Genomic DNA, 17831 nt, shown 5'->3' with positions numbered 1-17831 from the left:
TTCTCCCAGGAAAACACCTAAACCTCGCCCTGCAAAGCGTGATAGCTTAACAACCCGCAGTCATAGGATATACTCAGGGCGATTTTAGTCCTTTCAGCAGAGTTCTTCGGAGAGCAGGCTTGCGAGTTAGTCGTTCATTAACGATCAAGCAGATGGCGACCATTTCCAGCGTTGCGGTGGTCACGATTTGTATTTTTATCGTCATACAGCTTTTCCATTTTGTGCAGCAGCGCAGGATTGACTACGCCCAGCAGATGGAGAACGTGGCGCATACCGTGCGTCAGCCGCTGTCGCAGGCGGTGCTGAAGGCGGACATTCCTCAGGCTGAATTTATCCTCAACTCGCTGCGCCCGGCCGGTATTCTGGCGCGGGCGGAAGTGGTGCTGCCCAACGGCTTGCAGGCGCTGCATACCGATTTTGAACCCGAAAAGCCGGTGCCGCAGTTTATCGCCCGGCTGTTTGAACTGCCGGTGCAGATCACCGTGCCGCTCTATTCGGTAGAGCCGGCCAACCCGAAACCGCTGGCGCTGCTGGTGCTGCAGGCCGATTCATGGCGCGTATATCAGTTTATCCTCAGCGCGGTTTCCACCATGGTGACCACCTATCTGCTGCTGGCGCTGATCCTCTCGGTGTCGATCAGCTGGTGTATCAACCGCCTGATGGTCAGGCCGCTGCGCACCATCGCTGCCGAGCTGCAGGACCTTAGCCCGCAGCAGAGTATCGGCCATCAGCTGCCGCTGCCGAAATACCATCGTAACGATGAAATAGGCATGCTTATCCGCAACTACAATCGCAACCAGCTGGCGCAGGCGGCGCTGTATGCCGAGCGCCCTGCTGACCAGAGCAGTGCGGCAAAGCCGCGCACGGTGTGCGAGCAGGATATTGTGCGCGCGCTGCAGCAGCAGCAGTTTGCCCTGTGGCTGCAGCCGCAGATCGATATGCGCAATGGTCAGCTGGTGGGGGCCGAAGCGCTGCTGCGCATGCGCCAGGCCGACGGCAGCTGGTCGCTGCCGGACGATTTGATCCCGTGCGCGGAGGAAAAAGGGGTGATTACCGCGCTGGGCCGCTGGGTGTTTGAAGAGTCCTGCCGGGTGCTGGCGGGCTGGCAGCAGCAGGGCATTACGCTGCCGCTGAGCGTCAATCTCTCCGCCGTGCAGCTCAGCGATCCATCAATGGTCAGCCATTTACAGAATTTGATTACGCAGCATCAGATCTGCCCCGGCAGCCTGGTGCTGGAGATCACCGAAACCGCGCAGATTGGCGAGCCGCAGCAGGCGCTCAGCCTGTTGCAGCAGCTGCGCCAGGTGGGCGTATCGGTCGCGCTCGACGATTTTGGCATGGGCTACGCCAACCTCAACTGGCTGAATCAGTTCAAAGCCCTGCCGATCGCCAAGCTGAAGATGGACCGCAGCTTTGTGGTGGCGCTGCCCGAAGATGACACCATGGTGCGCATCGTCGCGGCTATTGCCGAGATCATCACGCTCGACGTGGTGGCCGAAGGGGTGGAAACCGAAGCGCAGCGCGACTGGCTGCTGGCACGCGGCATCCATATCGGCCAGGGTTACCTCTACTCCGAAGCGCTGCCGCTGGCGCAGTTCCAACAGCAGTACCTGTAAAATCCTGCTATTTCACTCACTGATTTTGCATATAAAAGATGCAACGCCAATGACAAAGCGAGGATGGCTGGTGTACAATTATTCAGCAACTTGCATCAGGAGGTGATATGCCTGCAAAAAATCTGACTCAGAAAGAGATTATTCAAGCTCTGTCTGATGCACAAAAAGCTGGATCTGTTCAGCTGACAGGAACAAGGGAAGAGCGCCGCGAGCAGCTTCGTGAGATGCGCCGTAAAGATTTTATCCAGGAAGGATATCGCATTGGGCAAACATCAACCTAAGCGCTTTTATTTTGCACGTCTCGAGATTGCGGTAAAATTTGCGTCGACCAGTGCGAAGTTCGGTTATGACGCAGAAGACCAGCAATATTATGAAGATGCTTTGCTCGATCTCCAGGATGTCTGGGAGCAGCAGGGCTATATTGAAATCTACGACCCATCCTCGCACGGCTATTCCGCTCACTACCCTCTGGCCAAAGACAGTAATTCTGTCGCTGGCTCATCCCCCGACTATACGGGCCTGTACCATGCTCGCTTACTCAAAACGGGTGAAGTCGATCCGTTGGTGATCGTGACATTTCAGGGCATGATCGTTGACCAGCAAAGATATGAACGGGCAGTTATAGAAGCGTTGATCTATCACGACCTGATGTTTTTGCCCATGGGTCAGAAGACACCGCAGAACAAGAAAAAGCAGCGTGAATGGGTTCGTCATAACCTGGACTCCAGCGACGAAAACGCCAGTTAGTTGCTAAAAGCGTCATATTGAATTGATTAGGCGCCATTTCACTTTCTTTAGTTATACAAGTCGGGGCTGAAGTGATTCAGCTCATAAAACCAGGTTATGGAAGCCGCCGGGCCTGGTCGGGCTATATTAATCCTGTTAACTGGATGTTACTTTCGCGCTGTCACTGATTATAACAACAGCAATTCAGCCGTTAACGGATACCTTATGAAAAAATCCCTGTTCAAAAGTCTCTATTTCCAGGTGCTGACTGCCATCGCCATTGGCGTGCTTCTGGGCCATTTCTATCCTGAGCTGGGCGCGCAGATGAAGCCGCTGGGCGATGCCTTCGTCAAGCTGATCAAAATGATTATTGCCCCGGTGATCTTCTGTACCGTGGTGACCGGCATCGCCGGAATGGAGAGCATGAAAGCGGTCGGCCGTACCGGTGCGGTCGCGCTGCTCTACTTTGAAATCGTCAGCACCATTGCCCTGATTATCGGCCTGGTGGTGGTTAACGTGCTGCAGCCGGGCGTAGGGATGAACGTTGACCCGTCGACGCTGGATGCCAAAGCGGTGGCGATGTATGCCCAGCAGGCAGAGCAGCAGGGCGTGATCGCCTTCCTGCTGGATGTCATCCCCAGCAGCGTGATTGGCGCCTTCGCCAGCGGCAACATCCTGCAGGTGCTGCTGTTCGCCATCATGTTCGGCTTCGCGCTGCACCGCCTGGGCGACAAAGGCACGCTGGTGTTTAACTTTATCGACAGCTTCTCCAAGGTGATTTTCGGCATCATCAACATGATCATGCGCCTGGCGCCGATCGGGGCATTTGGTGCCATGGCCTTCACCATCGGTAAATATGGCGTTGGCTCGCTGGTGCAGCTCGGCCAGCTGATTATCTGCTTCTATATTACCTGCGCGCTGTTTGTGGTGGTGGTGCTGGGGCTGATTGCCCGTATGGTCGGCTTTAACATCTTCAAATTTATCGCCTACATCAGAGAAGAGCTGCTGATTGTGCTGGGGACTTCCTCTTCCGAATCCGCGCTGCCGCGCATGCTGGATAAGATGGAAAAGCTCGGCTGTAAAAAATCGGTGGTGGGGCTGGTTATTCCTACCGGCTACTCATTCAACCTTGATGGCACCTCGATTTATCTGACCATGGCGGCGGTGTTTATCGCCCAGGCGACCAACAGCCATATGGATATCTGGCATCAGATCACCCTGCTGGTGGTGCTGCTGCTCTCCTCGAAAGGCGCCGCGGGCGTGACGGGGAGTGGCTTTATCGTCCTGGCGGCTACGCTGTCCGCAGTCGGGCACCTGCCGGTGGCCGGGCTGGCGCTGATCCTTGGTATCGACCGCTTTATGTCCGAAGCGCGTGCGCTGACTAACCTGATCGGTAACGGTGTGGCGACGGTGTTTGTGGCGAAATGGGTTGGCCAGCTGGATGAGACGCAGATGAAAGAGACGTTGAACGCGGGAAAAAAAGCTGAAAAAACGGCCTGATATCACGGCATAAGTGCTTAATTCATTAAATATTGCCCCAAATGCCCGTCGTGACTTGCCCTCACGACGGGCATTTGCATAATAACCCCCAAGCTATTTTTATGATTTTTCATTCTGCGGTGTGACATCCCCGCCGATGTGTGGTCTAACAAACTGTTCCATTCGCTATTTATATTAAGAACAGTCGCTTCCTGAACGTGCGTACGCGCGATAACGGCAGGCAGTAGATCGCCAGTGATAATTTTTTGGTTTGTGATTGAGTAGGGGTTCACATGCAGGGCACCAGAATTCGTTTATTAGTTGGTGGAATATTGCTGGCTGCGGCCAGCCTGACTGTGCAGGCCGAAACTCTCCAACCCGATCCTGCCTGGCAGCAGGGCAAGCTGGATAACGGTTTCAGCTGGCAGCTACTCACAACCCCTCAGCGCCCAAGCGATCGCGTTGAGATTCGCCTGATGGTCAACACCGGTTCGCTGGTGGAGAGCGCCCAGCAGGCCGGCTACAGCCATTTACTGCCGCGCCTTGCGCTGGTGCATAATGCCGCGCTCGATCCCGCGCAGCAGCGCTCGCTGTGGCAGCAGAGTATGGACCCGCAGCACCCGATGCCGCCGGCCATCACCTCCTACGACTACACGCTCTACAACCTCAGCCTGCCGAACAACCGCCCGGAATTAGTGAAAGAAGCGCTGACCTGGCTGGCGGCAACGGCGGGTAAAATGACCATTAATGAAGAAGTGGTCAATACCGCCAATAATGCGGATGATCCGATTGCCACCTGGCCGGGCAATCCGCAGGATACCTGGTGGCGCTACCGGCTGAAAGGCTCCTCCATGCTGGCCCACGACCCCGCTTCCCCGGTAAAAGTGCCGGTGGATCTCGCCGCGCTCAATGCCTTCTATAAGCAGTGGTACACCCCGGATGCCATGACGCTGTTTGTCGTCGGCAACGTCGACAGCCGCAGCCTGTCTGAACAGATCAACAAAGTGTTTTCGCCGCTGGAAGGCAAGCGCGAACAGCCTTCCGCGATGCCAACGCTCTCCCCGCTGCTGCCGCAGCCGATCAACCTGGCAAACAGCACCCTCAGCCAGGACCGCCTGTCGCTGGTGTGGGATACGCCATGGCAGCCGATCCGCGAGTCGCAAAACCTGCTGCGTTACTGGCAGAGCGATCTGGCGCGTGAGGCGCTGTTCTGGCATGTGCAGAAGGTGCTGAGCGATAACAAAACCCAGGGCATGCAGGTGGGCTTTGACTGCCGCGTGCTGTACCAGCGTGCGCAGTGCGCCATCAACCTGGATGCCGACAATGCCTCGCTGAACAGTAACCTGACGCTGATAGCCAAAGAGATGGTCAACATTCGTGATAAGGGTCTGTCTCAGCAGGAGTTTGATGCGCTGATTGGGCAGAAGAACAGCGAGCTGAACAAGCTGTTCGCCACCTACGCGCGCACCGATACCGATGTCCTGATGAGCCAGCGTCTGCGTTCTCAGCAGAATGCGGTGGTGGATATCGCGCCGGAGCAGTATCAGAAGCTGCGTCAGCAGTTCCTGTCAGGTCTGACGCTGGATATGCTGAACCAGGAGCTGCGCCAGCAGCTGACGCAGGATATGACGATGGTGCTGATGCAGCCGCCGGGCGAGCCGGAAACTAACGTCAAGGCGCTGCAGGAGAGCTGGCAGAAGATTATGACGCCAGAGCCTGCGCCCGCTGCAGCATCCGATGCCGCAGCCGCTCCGTCCGGCGACAGCACCACGCCACCGCAGTAATCATCGCGGGCCAATACCCTGTAGGGGCTGACCCTCTTTTTCGGTCAGCCCGTTATTGTGAATCACCGCCACGGGTCGACCGAAAAAAAGGGTCGACCCCTACCTGCCTGTTACTCTGCCGTCTGTATTATCCAATCCGGGCGCCCAGCCATGCGTTGTATCGGCAGGGGCAACCTCGTATTTGTAGGGGCTGACCCTCTTTTTCGGTCAGCCCGTTATTGCAGATCACTCTGCCGTTTCTGTCACCCAATACTATCGGCAGCGGCAACCTCGTATCTGTAGGGGCTGACCCTCTTTTTCGGTCAGCCCGTTATTGCAGATCACTCTGCCGTTTCTGTCACCCAATACTATCGGCAGGGGCAACCTCGTATTTGTAGGGGCTGACCCTCTTTTTCGGTCAGCCCGTTATTGCGAATCACCGCCACGGGTCGACCCGTACCTGTTGCTCTGCCGTTTGTATCACCAGATACGGGCGCGCAGCCATTCGTTGACCAGCATGGGCCAGCTGGCGAGCGGCAGGTCGGCGACGTTGCGGATGCCGAAGCCGTGGCCGCCTTTCTCATAGAAATGCAGCTCGCACGGCACCTTGTGCTCGCGCAGCGCGCTGAACATCACCATGCTGTTATTCACCGGCACCGACTCATCATCCACTGCGTGGATCAGCAGCGTTTGCGGCGTCCTGTCGCTGACCCGCGTCTCCATCGAGTATGCATCAATCTCCTGCTGCCCCGGATTTTCCCCCAGCAGCTGCTGGCGTGAGCCGCGGTGCGCCAGGCCATCGCGCATGCTGATCACCGGATAGATCAGTACCAGCGCATCCGGGCGCGGCGAGCGGGCATCGGCGGCATCCTGCACCGGGTAGAGCTTCTCGTTAAAGCGCGTCCCGGCGCTGGCGGCAACGTGGCCCCCGGCGGAGAAGCCCATCATCACGATCCGCTCGCCGTTGCGCCCGCGCAGCGCGCGCTCACGCAGCACGCGCACGGCGCGCTGGGCATCGGCCAGCGGCGCATCGGCACCTTCATGGTGGCCGTCCGCGGGCAGGCGATAGGTCATCACTGCCAGCGTGTAGCCCATCGCATTAAAGAACATCGCCAGCGCGCTGCCCTCTTTGTCGATCATGATGCGCTCATAGCCACCGCCGGGGGCCACCAGCAGGGTTACACCGTTCGACTGCTCGGGATACCAGATTGCCAGCTCCGGGCAGCGCACGCCGCTGGCGGCGCGATCAAATGGTTCATACTGTGTGGCCAGATCGATAATTTTTGGCTCCGCCCGTGAGTCGCTGGCCCCTGGCGCATCGCCGTTGGGCCAGAGATTAAATATTTCAGCTTTCATGGGCGCTCCTGATTATTGTTATCATTTAAATAAGAGTGTAGATGCCGTAATAGAAATAAACGGGATATCCGTCACGGCGTAATTAGCAGAAGCATTGCCGATTGCAGTCGCTTTCGTCCACTATTTCGCGCACGTTTCAGGCAGTTTCAGAATATGCTCAATTTTCAGGGCTGCAGGCGCTCAGGCAGCAGCGCGCCTGGGTTCAGCGCGCGCTTACATTAGTTTTTTTGCAAGATTTCTCTAAACTCAAACTGTTTATTTAGCCATAAATAAACGTTGTAAATAATAGGCGTTGAAGAGGAGTTTGTGAGGAGTATTAATTTGAGTTAATCAGCGTAAATAAGTCAGGCGGCAGAGTGTGCCGCCTGGCAATATTATTCCGGCATCGCCGCGCGCGGAATGATGGCGCCGCGATGCTGGATCACGGTGCTGGCGGTCAGGTGACCGCGTTTGGCCGCATCGGCAGCGCTGCCTCCGGTCAGCCGCAGCGCCAGATAGCCGGCGCTGAAGGAGTCACCGGCGGCCGTGGTATCCACCACCGCCTGCGGCGGCAGGTGCACCGCCGGCACCTCCAGCAGCGGCTCATCACCCACGGCCACCAGGCAGGCATCGGCTCCACGTTTGATCACCACTTCGCTCACGCCGGCCTGCTGCGTGCGTGCAATCACGGCGGATGCTGGCGCATCGCCCCACAGCAGGGTTTCATCATCCAGCGTCAGGAAGGCGATATCGGTAACGGTCAGCATCGCCCGGTAGGCGGCCTGCGCCTCTTCCCGGCTCGGCCACAGGCGCGGACGATAGTTATTGTCGAAGATGATTTTGCCGCCGTTGGCGCGGCAATCGGCGAGCAGCGCGAACAGTTTTTCGCGCGCTGACGGGCTGAGGATAGCCAGGCTAATGCCGCTGAGGTAGAGGTAGTCGTAATGCGCCAGCTGCTGGCAGATGGCGTCTGCACGTTCGCCGTCCAGCCAGTAGCGGGCGGCGGCGTCATTGCGCCAGTAGTAAAAGGTGCGCTCGCCGCGGGCATCGGTTTCAATCACGTACAGGCCCGGTAGCTTGTTGTCCATCTGCTGGATAAGGCCGGTGTGCAGCGCTTCCGCCTGCCAGGCGGCGATCATCTCGCGGCTGAAGCTGTCGGTGCCGAGTGCGGTGACGTAATCCACCCGCAGCGCCTGCCGGGCCACCTGGCGGGCAACATACACCGCCGTATTAAGCGTATCCCCGCCAAAACCCCGGCTCATCTCGCGGCCCTGCTGGGAGAGTTCAATCATACATTCGCCGATCACGGCCAGTTTCTGCTGCGTCATAGTCTTCGCCCGATAAAAAATCTGCTCACAGTCTCGCCGGGCGCGGGGCAACAGTCAATGATTTAAAACGTCGTTTTATTTTTATTGTGATGGCGGTTTAGCCGTGACCAACTGCTGATAAAACGCCCCAAAAGGCACCTGTTTTGGCGATTGAAGCGGCAGAATATCGGTGACACTTAACGCAGAGGCGTGACCGTAATGCCGATAAAGTTCTCAGGGCCGTGGCCGATACTTGCAACACGGGATGCCATATGAAGGCGGTCTCACAGATAAAGGGTCACAATAATGGTGCTGAATAGCCTCAGTCACCGGCTACCAAACGCAATTGTTGTTCAAGAGCAGCTTAAAGAACCGGGGTACTGGCAGCAGTGTCAGCGTTCCTATAACTTCCAACCGATTTACCGGGTTGACGGCAGCCTGATGGCAATTGAGTTGCTCACTGCGGTGTTTCACCCCACCGCGCCGAGCCAGAGAGTGTCGCCGGAGCTTTATTTTGCCACGCTGGAAATCAGCCAGCGCCTGCAAATCGTCGCCGAGCAGCTCGACCTGCTGGCGCAATGGGAAGATAAGTTTGTCAGCGCCAGGATTGTGGCCTCGGTCAATATCGACGGCCCGACGCTGCTGGAGATCCAGCACAACCGCACGATTCGCCAGCTGATTGCGCGCTGTCCGTGGGTGCGCTTTGAGCTGGTCGAGCACCACGTGCTGCCGCAGGATGCGATCTTCGCGCAGATGCCGGAGCTTGGCCCGCTGTGGCTGGACGATTTCGGCTGCGGCATGGCGAACTTCTCGGCGCTGACCGAGCTGAAGTACGACTACATTAAGCTGGCTCGCGAGCTGTTTATCCTGCTGCGCGCGAGCGAAGAGGGGCGCAACCTGTTCGGCATGCTGCTGGCGCTGATCAATCGCTACTGCAAAGGGGTGATTGTTGAAGGGGTGGAGACCGAAGAGGAGTGGGAGCAGGTGCGTAACTCCCCCGCCAGCGCCGCACAAGGCTATTTCTTCGCCCGCCCGCTGCCGTTTGACCAGCTGGAGAGCCTGCCGCTAAACCTTGTCTGATGCCTTCTGCCGTCGTCTGGACTATCTTTACAGGAGATGGAAGCCGACAAGGAGACGACGAATGTCGCGTACGGGGAAAATAATTAGCTGGATAGCCGGGATTTTGTTGTTGCTGGTGGTGGTGATTGTGGTGGTGATAGCCACCTTTGACTGGAATCGCCTGAAGCCGACCATCAACCAGAAAGTGTCGGCGGAGATCAACCGCCCATTCGCCATTCGCGGCGACCTTGGCGTGGCGTGGGAGCGTAACCGCAGCGAGCCGGGCTGGCGCTCCTGGGTGCCGTGGCCGCACATTCATGCTCAGGATATTATGCTGGGCAACCCGCCGGAAATCCCCGATGTGACGATGGTGCATCTGCAGCGCGTCGATGCCACTATCTCCCCGCTGGCCCTGCTCGGCAAGCAGGTTTACCTGCCGTGGATCAAGCTGCAGCAGCCGGTAGCGAAGCTGGTGCAGACCGCCGATAAGAAAAACAACTGGACCTTTAACCTCGCTGGCAGTGACCAGAAGCAGGATGATGCCGCGCCGTCAGCGTGGTCCTTCCGCCTCGATAATATCGCGTTTGACCAGGGGCAGATTGGCTATCGCGATGCGATCAACAAAGCTGATGTGCAGGTGACGGTGGATCCACTGGGCAAACCGGTGCCGTATGCGCAGCTGGCAGGCGGCGATGATAAGCAGCAGGGCGCCGCCGATTTCGTCTTTGGCTGGCACGCCAGCGGCACCTATAACAACGAGAAGCTGAATGGAGACGGCAAGATTGGCGGCATGCTGTCGCTGCGCAGCCAGACCACGCCGTTCCCGATCCAGGCCGACCTGCGTAACGGCACGACCCGCGTGCGCGTCGCGGGCACCATTCAGGATCCGATGAATCTCGGCGGCGTGGATATCCGCCTGCGCTTCTCCGGCGATACGCTGGCCAACCTGTATGGGCTGACCGGCATTCTGCTGCCCGATACGCCACCGTATGAGACCGACGGCCATCTGACGGCGCGCTTCCAGCAGAAGGGCGGCCCGGTGTTCCGCTATCAGAACTTTAACGGTCATATCGGCGACAGCGATATTCACGGCTCGCTCACTTACACCCAGGGCAAACCTCGCCCGAAACTGGCAGGGGCGCTGGAATCCCGCCAGCTGCGCATGGCTGACCTTGGTCCGCTGATTGGCGTCAAATCAGGCAAGGGCAGCGAGAAAACCGAGCAGGCCAAGGCGAAGCGCGGCGAGGCCACCAGCCAGCCTGCCGACCGCGTGCTGCCGCACGACAAGTTTGATACCAAAAGCTGGGACGTGATGGATGCCGATGTGAAGTTCAGCGGCAAGCGCATAGAACACAGCAGTTCGCTGCCGATCAGCGATCTTTCCACTCATCTCACCCTGAAAAACGGCGACCTGCTGCTCGACCCGCTGCGCTTCGGCATGGCGGGCGGTAATCTCAATGCCACGCTGCATCTGGAAGGGGATAAATCGCCGATGCGCGGGCGCATCGATCTGCACGCGCGCAATCTGAAGCTGCGCCAGCTGTTCCCGGACGTCGAGGCGATGCAGAGCGCCCTCGGCCAGATGAACGGTGACGCTACGCTGAGCGGGCGGGGTAACTCGGTGGCCGACCTGCTGGCAACCAGCAACGGCGAGCTCAAGCTGCTGATGAACGATGGCCTGATCAGCCGCAGCCTGATGGAGATTGTCGGCCTGAACGTCGGGAACTACGTGGTCGGCAAGCTATTTGGCGACGATGAGGTGAAAATCAACTGCGCCGCCGCTAACCTGCAGGTGAACAACGGCCTGGCGTCCTCACGGCTGTTTATCTTTGATACCGAAAACGCGATTATCAATATTACCGGTACCACTAACTTCGCCAACGAGCGGCTGGATCTGTCGATCAACCCGGACAGCAAGGGCATCAGGATTATTACCCTGCGCTCGCCGCTGTACGTGCGCGGCACCTTTAAAAACCCGGATGCCGGGGTAAAAGCTGGCCCGCTGATCGCCCGTGGTGCCGCCGCTGTGGCGCTGGGTGCCGTGGTGGCGCCGGCCGCCGCGCTGCTGGCGCTGATCTCACCGAGCGATAACGATGATAATCAGTGCACCCGTGTGTTGCAGCAGATGAAAAGGAAATAACCCGGGAAGCGGGCTGACCGCAAAAGAGGGTCAGCCCCGACAGCAGTCTGATGATTTTGTACGGGTCGACCATTTTTCCGGTCGACCCGTATTTGCAGTTTGTAGGGGTCGACCATTTTTTCCGGTCGACCCGTATTTGCAGTTTTGTAGGGGTCGACCATTTTTTCCGGTCGACCCGTATTTGCAGTTTTGTAGGGGTCGACCTTTTTTTACCGGTCGACCCGTATTTACAGTTTTGTAGGGGTCGACCATTTTTTCCGGTCGACCCGTGCGTGGGGCAGGATCAATCAAACAGCGATTCGTGGCGCGTCTCTTTACACAGGATCAGCGCAATCAGCGTCAGGCAGGCCATGGCGGCCAGGTAAATGCCGACGTAGAACAGGCCGTAAGTGTGCGCCAGCCAGGTGGCAATATAAGGCGCGACTGACGCCCCGAGAATCGACGACAGATTGTAAGAGAACGACGCCCCGGTATACCGCACTTCGGTCGGGAACAGCTCCGGCAGCAGCGCGCCCATCGGGCCGAAGGTCAGCCCCATAATGCTCAGCCCGCACAGCAGGAAGGCCATAATCAGCGCCTGGTTACCAGAACCCAGCATCGACGGGAAGATCAGCGAGAAGGCGATAATCAGCAGCGTAATCACGATCATGGTTTTGCGACGGCCAAAGCGGTCCGCCAGCATCCCGGCAATCGGCACCATCACGCCAAAGCCAATTACCGCCACCATCAGCATCCACAGGAAGGAATTCCGTGGGATCCCCAGCCCGTTCGGCGCTGGCGTGGTGCCGTAGGTCATTGAGTACACTGTCATAATGTAGAACAGCGTATAGGTTGCCAGCATGATAAACGTGCCGATCACCGTGGTGCCCAGATGTTTGGTCAGCAGGGTGCCGATCGGGACTTTTACCTGCTTCTTCTCTTTTTGCGCTTTGGCAAATACCGGCGACTCATGCAGCGAGACGCGCACATACAGGCCAATCAGCACCAGCACCGCAGAAAGGATAAACGGCACGCGCCAGCCCCAGGTCATAAACTGCTCGTCGGTCAGCAGCCAGGAGAGCAGCAGGAAAGTACCGTTGGCGAAGAAGAAGCCAATCGGTGCACCGAGCTGGGGGAACGAGCCATACAGCGCACGCTTTTTCGCCGGGGCATTTTCCGTCGCCAGCAGCGCCGCGCCGCCCCATTCACCGCCAAGTCCGAGACCCTGACCAAAGCGCGCCAGCGCCAGCAGCAGCGGGGCAAAGACGCCAATCGTCTCGTAGCCCGGCAGCAGGCCGATCACCACGGTGGAGATACCCATGGTCAGCAGGGATGCGACCAGCGTCACTTTGCGCCCGACGCGGTCACCAAAGTGGCCAAACAGCGCCGAGCCAATCGGGCGGGCAACAAAGGCAATAGCAAAGGTGGCCAGCGACTGTAGCGTCGCCACGGTGGCATCGCCCTGTGGGAAGAAGATATGCGGGAAGACGATCACTGCCGCAGTGGCATAAATATAGAAATCGAAGAATTCGATAGCCGTACCGACCAGCGACGCAATCACTACTTTTCCGCGTGAGTTTACGGGCGTGGCGTCGGGATCGGTGGCGATAGCGGGTGCGATTGAGGCTGGCATAATTGTTTCTTATAAGTAGAAGTGAACACAGAATCTTACGCACAGCATAAGGTGCATTCAATGGTGAAAAAACCCCGCCGCGCCGGGCCTGGCGGGCAAAAAGTGGATAATTTTCAATACGCGATAATTGCACGTAGATGGCAGGGTGAAATCGACTATTTCTGGCGGGAATCACTGCAAAAAGGCTAAATAAAAGTTAGCCCCCAGCGATAAATGCTGTCTTTTGCGCGAATTATCGCCAGAGGTCGCGATTTTCAACTGGTTTTCAGGCTGAGTTTTCCCATATTCCGCTATTTCGCCATTTTATTATCAGGATGTAGCCTGATATGACGGGATGTTTCGCCAAGCCGCCCGGGAAGATTCATCGCTCGTTGATAAAAGGTTTATACAGGAAACAGTTATCAAGGTTTACAACTTTGCTTGTGCGGTTTAGAATTCGCCCACTTTCTTCTCAGGAGCACACAATTGGACAGTCACCCTGTAACTGACACGTTATAAAGGCAGGCCCACTCCTATTGTGCGCCTGCCGTTTACCGGCGGGCCATGTTCCACCTCTCCCCAGAGCTGTTGCATCCCGTAATCTGATACTGAACATCGTCCAGGCTTACTGCCGGACAGGGATTGCTTATGCGCCGTTTACTGATTACGCCACAACGTCATCATCTGTTTCCTCCCGGTTTCACGCGCTGATTAGCCCGTAACCGGTGCGCCTGCGCGCACCTCAACTCCCGTCGTGAGACGATAATGAGGACGAGAAAATGACATGGACCCCTTTTATCCTGCATCTGGCCCTGGCGGTAACGCTGGGCGCGATTATCGGTGCTGAACGCCAGTGGCGTCAGCGCATGGCCGGCCTGCGCACCAATGCGCTGGTGGCGACCGGTGCAGCAATTTTTATTCTGAGTTCAATCAGCACTTCCCCGGACAGCCCGGGGCGTATTGCCGCACAGATTGTCTCCGGCATCGGCTTTCTCGGTGCCGGGGTAATTATGCGCCAGGGCGTGAATATCTCCGGCCTTAATACCGCCGCCACGCTGTGGTGCTCCGCTGCGGTCGGCGTACTGTGCGGGCTCGGTCAGTTCACCAACGCGGTGGCCGCCACGCTGGTGCTGCTGTGCGCCAATATCCTGCTGCGCGAGGCGGCCCAGCGCATCAATAAGCAGCCGCGCGCGGTGGATAACGAAACCGAACAGCGCTACCGCATTCAGATTGTCTGCGGCAGCGAAGATGAAATTATGGTGCGCACGCTGATCCTCCAGGCACTGAACGGCATGGCGCTGCGCCTGCAGTCGCTGTACAGCGCAGATATTGCCCGGCCCGGGCATCTGGAAGTGAGCGCCGAAGTGATGGCATTCCCCGCCGCACAGCGGGAAATCGAAAATATCGTCTGTCGCATCAGCCTGGAAAAGAGCGTCAGTGCGGTGCACTGGCAAATCGCCCCGGCCATCACGGCTTAACTAAAGGAGCATCACGATGAAAGAACCTCCATCCCGAGAAAGGCGGCGGTGGCAACTGAGGAGGCATAACGGCAACTAAGGCGCGTTCCCTCCCACCTGTCAGCTCCGCCCCCTCTGAATAATGAAAAAAATCCTCGTTCGCAGGAGCGGTTTCCTGCGCGTAAAAAACACCTCATTCAAGGGAGCTGGCCTATGAAAATGCATAAAGCCAACCTGAAAATGGCGCGTGACCTGGCGATTGCCAGCGCGGCCACCCAGAGCCTGGATAACACCCTGGCTCGTCTTAATACCCAGCGTCAGGGACTGACCCAGGAAGATGCAGAAGCCCGTCTGCAACATTATGGCCCGAACCAGGTTGCCAGCGATAAGGCCCCGGCGGCGCTGGTGCAGCTGCTGCAGGCGTTTAACAACCCATTTATCTGGGTTCTGATGGTGCTGGCTGCCATCAGCTTCTTTACCGACTACCTGCTACCCGCGCGTAAAGGGGAAGAGACTGACCTGACCGGCGTGATCATCATGCTGATCATGGTCAGCCTGAGCGGGCTGCTGCGTTTCTGGCAGGAGTACCGCACCAACAAAGCGGCGGAAGCGCTGAAATCGCTGGTCAGCACCACCGCCACGGTGCTGCGCCGCAGCCACGCCGACAGCGAAGCGGTCAGCATGGAAGTGCCGCTGCAGCAGGTAGTACCGGGCGATATCGTGATGCTCTCCGCCGGGGATATGATCCCCGCTGATGTGCGGCTGCTGGCCTCCCGCGATCTGTTCGTCAGCCAGGCGGCGCTGAGCGGCGAAGCCCTGCCGATTGAAAAGTACGACACCCACAGCCAGTCGCTGGCGGCCAATCAGGCGGCAGAGATTGACGAGCAGGAGCTGCTGAGCCAGCCGGGGATCTGCCTGATGGGCACCAACGTCGCCAGCGGCAGCGCCACGGCGGTGGTGGTTGCGACCGGCAGCCAGACCTGGTTTGGTTCGCTGGCGAAGTCATTAGTAGGTGAGCGCCCACAAACCTCCTTCGACAGAGGCGTCAACAGTGTCAGCTGGCTGCTGATCCGCTTTATGCTGGTAATGGTGCCAATTGTTCTGCTGATCAACGGCTACACCAAAGGCGACTGGAGCGATGCGCTGCTGTTTGCACTGGCGGTGGCGGTCGGCCTGACGCCGGAAATGCTGCCGATGATCGTCAGTTCAAACCTGGCGAAGGGGGCGATTGCGCTGTCAAAACGCAAAGTGGTGGTTAAGCGACTGAATGCTATCCAGAACTTTGGGGCGATGGACGTGCTGTGCAGCGATAAAACCGGCACCCTGACTCAGGACCGGATTATTCTGGCCCAGCACCTTAACCTTCAGGGGCAGCGCGATGAGCGCGTGCTGCAACAGGCGTGGCTTAACAGCCGCCATCAGACCGGTGTTAAAAATCTGATGGATAAGGCGATTCTCGGCTTCAGCCAGGGAAATCAGGCGGTTAGCGGGCTGTGGCGCTATCGAAAAGTCGACGAGCTGCCGTTTGATTTCGAACGCCGCCGCCTGTCGGTGCTGGTGGCCGACGAGCAAAAGCAGCTGCTGATCTGCAAAGGTGCAGTGGATGAGATGCTGGCAGTCTCCTCTTTCTGGCTGGATGCGGGTGAAGTGCGTCCGCTGGATGATGCCGCGCGTCTGAAGGTGCAGCTGCTGGCGGAAGAGTATAATCAGCAGGGCTTCCGCGTGCTGCTGGTCGCGTCGCGCAATGTAAGTGAGCATGCACTAACTCAGCCGCTGTGCGCGGCCGATGAACGTGATCTGGTCATCACTGGCCTGCTGACGTTCCTCGACCCGCCGAAAGAGAGCGCGGCCGCGGCGATTGCTGCGCTGCATGAAAATGGCGTCACGGTGAAGATTCTGACCGGAGATAACGCGATTATCACCAGTAAGATCTGCCGGGAGGTCGGGCTGGAGCCGGGCGCCCCGCTGTGCGGCAGTGAAATCTCACGCATCAGCGATGCCGAGCTGGCGCGGCTGGTGGAGCAGAGAACGCTGTTCTGCCGCCTCAGCCCGCAGCAGAAAACCCGCGTTCTGCAGGCTTTGCAGAGCAACGGCCACACCGTCGGCTTCCTCGGCGACGGCATCAACGATGCGCCCGCGCTGCGTGCGGCGGACATCGGGATCTCCGTTGACAGCGCCACCGATATCGCCAAAGAGTCAGCGGATATCATCCTGCTGGAAAAAAGCCTGATGGTGCTGGAACAGGGGGTGATTAAGGGGCGCGAGACCTTCGGTAATATCATCAAGTACCTGAACATGACCGCCAGCTCTAACTTCGGCAACGTGTTCTCGGTGCTGGTTGCCAGCGCGTTTATTCCGTTCCTGCCGATGCTGGCAATCCATCTGCTGCTGCAGAACCTGATGTACGACCTGTCACAGCTGGCGCTGCCGTGGGACAAAATGGATAAAGAGTTCCTGCGCAAGCCGCGTAAGTGGGATGCGAAGAACATCGGGCGCTTTATGCTGTGGATGGGACCGACGTCGTCGATCTTTGATATCTCGACTTTCTGCCTGATGTGGTATGTCTTTGCGGCCAACAGCGTCGAAATGCAGGCATTGTTCCAGTCCGGCTGGTTTGTTGAAGGGCTGCTGTCGCAGACGCTGGTGGTGCATATGCTGCGCACCCAGAAGATCCCGTTTATCCAGAGCCGCGCTGCGCTGCCGGTGATGCTGGCCACCGGGCTGGTGATGATTCTCGGCATCATGATCCCGTTCTCACCGCTGGGTCACGCCGTTGGGCTGGTGCCACTACCGTGGAACTACTTCCCATGGCTGCTGGCCACGCTGCTCGGCTACTGCCTGCTGACGCAGGGCATGAAGCGCCTGTATATCCGCCGTTTCGGCCAGTGGTTCTGAGGGGGAAATAATGGTGAAAAAAGACAATGCAGTCACCGCTATCGTGCTGTTTTTTATCGGCCTGCTGATTTTTTCCAGCGGTATGGCAATGATTTTTAGCGGCTGAGGCGCCCGAGCGGGCGGACCGAAAATGAGGTCCGCCCCTACAGCAATCCAGTGAACCTAAGCGTAGGGGGCGGGCATGCCCGACCCTTGACGTTAAGGGCGGATAAACCGCAGATATATAAAACGAATCACATAATACTCCAGCGCGCCCAGCAGTAAAAACCACAGGCAGTACACCAGCGTATACAGCTGGCTGATATCCGCCAGATGGAACATCTCCACCAGTTTACGCGTCAGCGTCAGGCCAAATGCCGGTGCAGGCAGCAGCAGCGCCGAAAGAAAGCCGAGCATCAGCGTACTCATCGGCATCAAAAAAGTTAAAAATGGATTTTTCATCACGGTTCCGTGTCAGCGAGTT

The 17831-nt window shown here is 57.9% G+C and carries 13 protein-coding genes; 9 read left to right on the top strand and 4 right to left on the bottom strand.

All coding sequences use genetic code 11. The features are described 5' to 3' along the window. Nucleotides 1-119 precede the first annotated feature (119 nt). The 5 genes from J2Y91_RS07395 (at nucleotide 120) to J2Y91_RS07375 (ending at nucleotide 5605) form a co-directional block, all read left to right on the top strand. On the top strand, nucleotides 120-1616 hold the full coding sequence (locus J2Y91_RS07395; RefSeq protein ID WP_048917832.1) for an EAL domain-containing protein: 1497 nt from the start codon (nucleotides 120-122) through the stop codon (nucleotides 1614-1616). Nucleotides 1617-1723: 107 nt separating this feature from the next. Continuing rightward, the gene (locus J2Y91_RS07390) at nucleotides 1724-1897 is read left to right on the top strand and encodes a hypothetical protein (RefSeq protein WP_166643139.1); all 174 of its coding nucleotides are present in this window, start codon (nucleotides 1724-1726) and stop codon (nucleotides 1895-1897) included. Next, nucleotides 1878-2363 (top strand): hypothetical protein, encoded by a 486-nt coding sequence (locus J2Y91_RS07385; protein ID WP_253537724.1) that lies wholly within the window; start codon nucleotides 1878-1880, stop codon nucleotides 2361-2363. Before J2Y91_RS07390 ends, J2Y91_RS07385 begins: the two co-directional genes overlap by 20 nt. Before the next feature lie 204 nt (nucleotides 2364-2567). Further along, nucleotides 2568-3842 carry a dicarboxylate/amino acid:cation symporter gene (locus J2Y91_RS07380; protein WP_253537721.1) on the top strand — a complete coding sequence of 425 codons (1275 nt, stop codon included), beginning with the start codon at nucleotides 2568-2570 and terminating at the stop codon, nucleotides 3840-3842. A 272-nt stretch (nucleotides 3843-4114) separates the two neighbouring features. Next, a complete protein-coding gene (locus J2Y91_RS07375; protein WP_048917830.1) occupies nucleotides 4115-5605 on the top strand; it encodes a M16 family metallopeptidase in 1491 nt (496 codons plus the stop codon). A 459-nt stretch (nucleotides 5606-6064) separates the two neighbouring features. Here J2Y91_RS07375 and J2Y91_RS07370 read toward each other — a convergent pair whose 3' ends face one another. Further along, nucleotides 6065-6940 (bottom strand): alpha/beta hydrolase, encoded by an 876-nt coding sequence (locus J2Y91_RS07370; RefSeq protein ID WP_048917829.1) that lies wholly within the window; start codon nucleotides 6938-6940, stop codon nucleotides 6065-6067. A 374-nt stretch (nucleotides 6941-7314) separates the two neighbouring features. Continuing rightward, nucleotides 7315-8247 (bottom strand): 2-dehydro-3-deoxygluconokinase, encoded by a 933-nt coding sequence (gene kdgK, locus J2Y91_RS07365; protein ID WP_133622432.1) that lies wholly within the window; start codon nucleotides 8245-8247, stop codon nucleotides 7315-7317. Nucleotides 8248-8532: 285 nt separating this feature from the next. Between kdgK and pdeH the strand changes: the two genes are divergently transcribed. Both pdeH and J2Y91_RS07355 read left to right on the top strand, forming a co-directional pair. Then, nucleotides 8533-9306, top strand: a complete 774-nt coding sequence (gene pdeH / locus J2Y91_RS07360) for a cyclic-guanylate-specific phosphodiesterase (protein WP_133622433.1) — start codon at nucleotides 8533-8535, stop codon at nucleotides 9304-9306. Nucleotides 9307-9367: 61 nt separating this feature from the next. Next, on the top strand, nucleotides 9368-11425 hold the full coding sequence (locus J2Y91_RS07355) for an AsmA family protein (RefSeq protein ID WP_133622434.1): 2058 nt from the start codon (nucleotides 9368-9370) through the stop codon (nucleotides 11423-11425). Between the two features lie 283 nt (nucleotides 11426-11708). On the opposite strand, the gene J2Y91_RS07350 is transcribed toward J2Y91_RS07355, so the two are convergent. Then, entirely contained in the window at nucleotides 11709-13037 is a 1329-nt protein-coding gene (locus J2Y91_RS07350; RefSeq protein WP_133622435.1) for an MFS transporter, read from the bottom strand. A gap of 758 nt (nucleotides 13038-13795) precedes the next feature. Here J2Y91_RS07350 and J2Y91_RS07345 point away from each other — a divergent pair. Beyond that, nucleotides 13796-14494, top strand: coding sequence for an MgtC family protein (locus J2Y91_RS07345; RefSeq protein WP_048917824.1), 699 nt, complete (start codon nucleotides 13796-13798; stop codon nucleotides 14492-14494). Nucleotides 14495-14686: 192 nt separating this feature from the next. Continuing rightward, entirely contained in the window at nucleotides 14687-17368 is a 2682-nt protein-coding gene (gene mgtA / locus J2Y91_RS07340) for a magnesium-translocating P-type ATPase (protein ID WP_253537719.1), read from the top strand. A gap of 198 nt (nucleotides 17369-17566) precedes the next feature. Here mgtA and J2Y91_RS07335 read toward each other — a convergent pair whose 3' ends face one another. Beyond that, entirely contained in the window at nucleotides 17567-17809 is a 243-nt protein-coding gene (locus J2Y91_RS07335) for a DUF1158 family protein (RefSeq protein WP_048917822.1), read from the bottom strand. Nucleotides 17810-17831 lie beyond the last annotated feature (22 nt).

It is taken from the genome of Erwinia aphidicola (assembly GCF_024169515.1).
In the GTDB taxonomy this organism is placed as follows: Bacteria; Pseudomonadota; Gammaproteobacteria; order Enterobacterales; family Enterobacteriaceae; genus Erwinia; species Erwinia aphidicola.
Note: the sequence above shows the minus strand (reverse complement) of the source record. Positions and strands in the feature narration are given on the sequence as shown.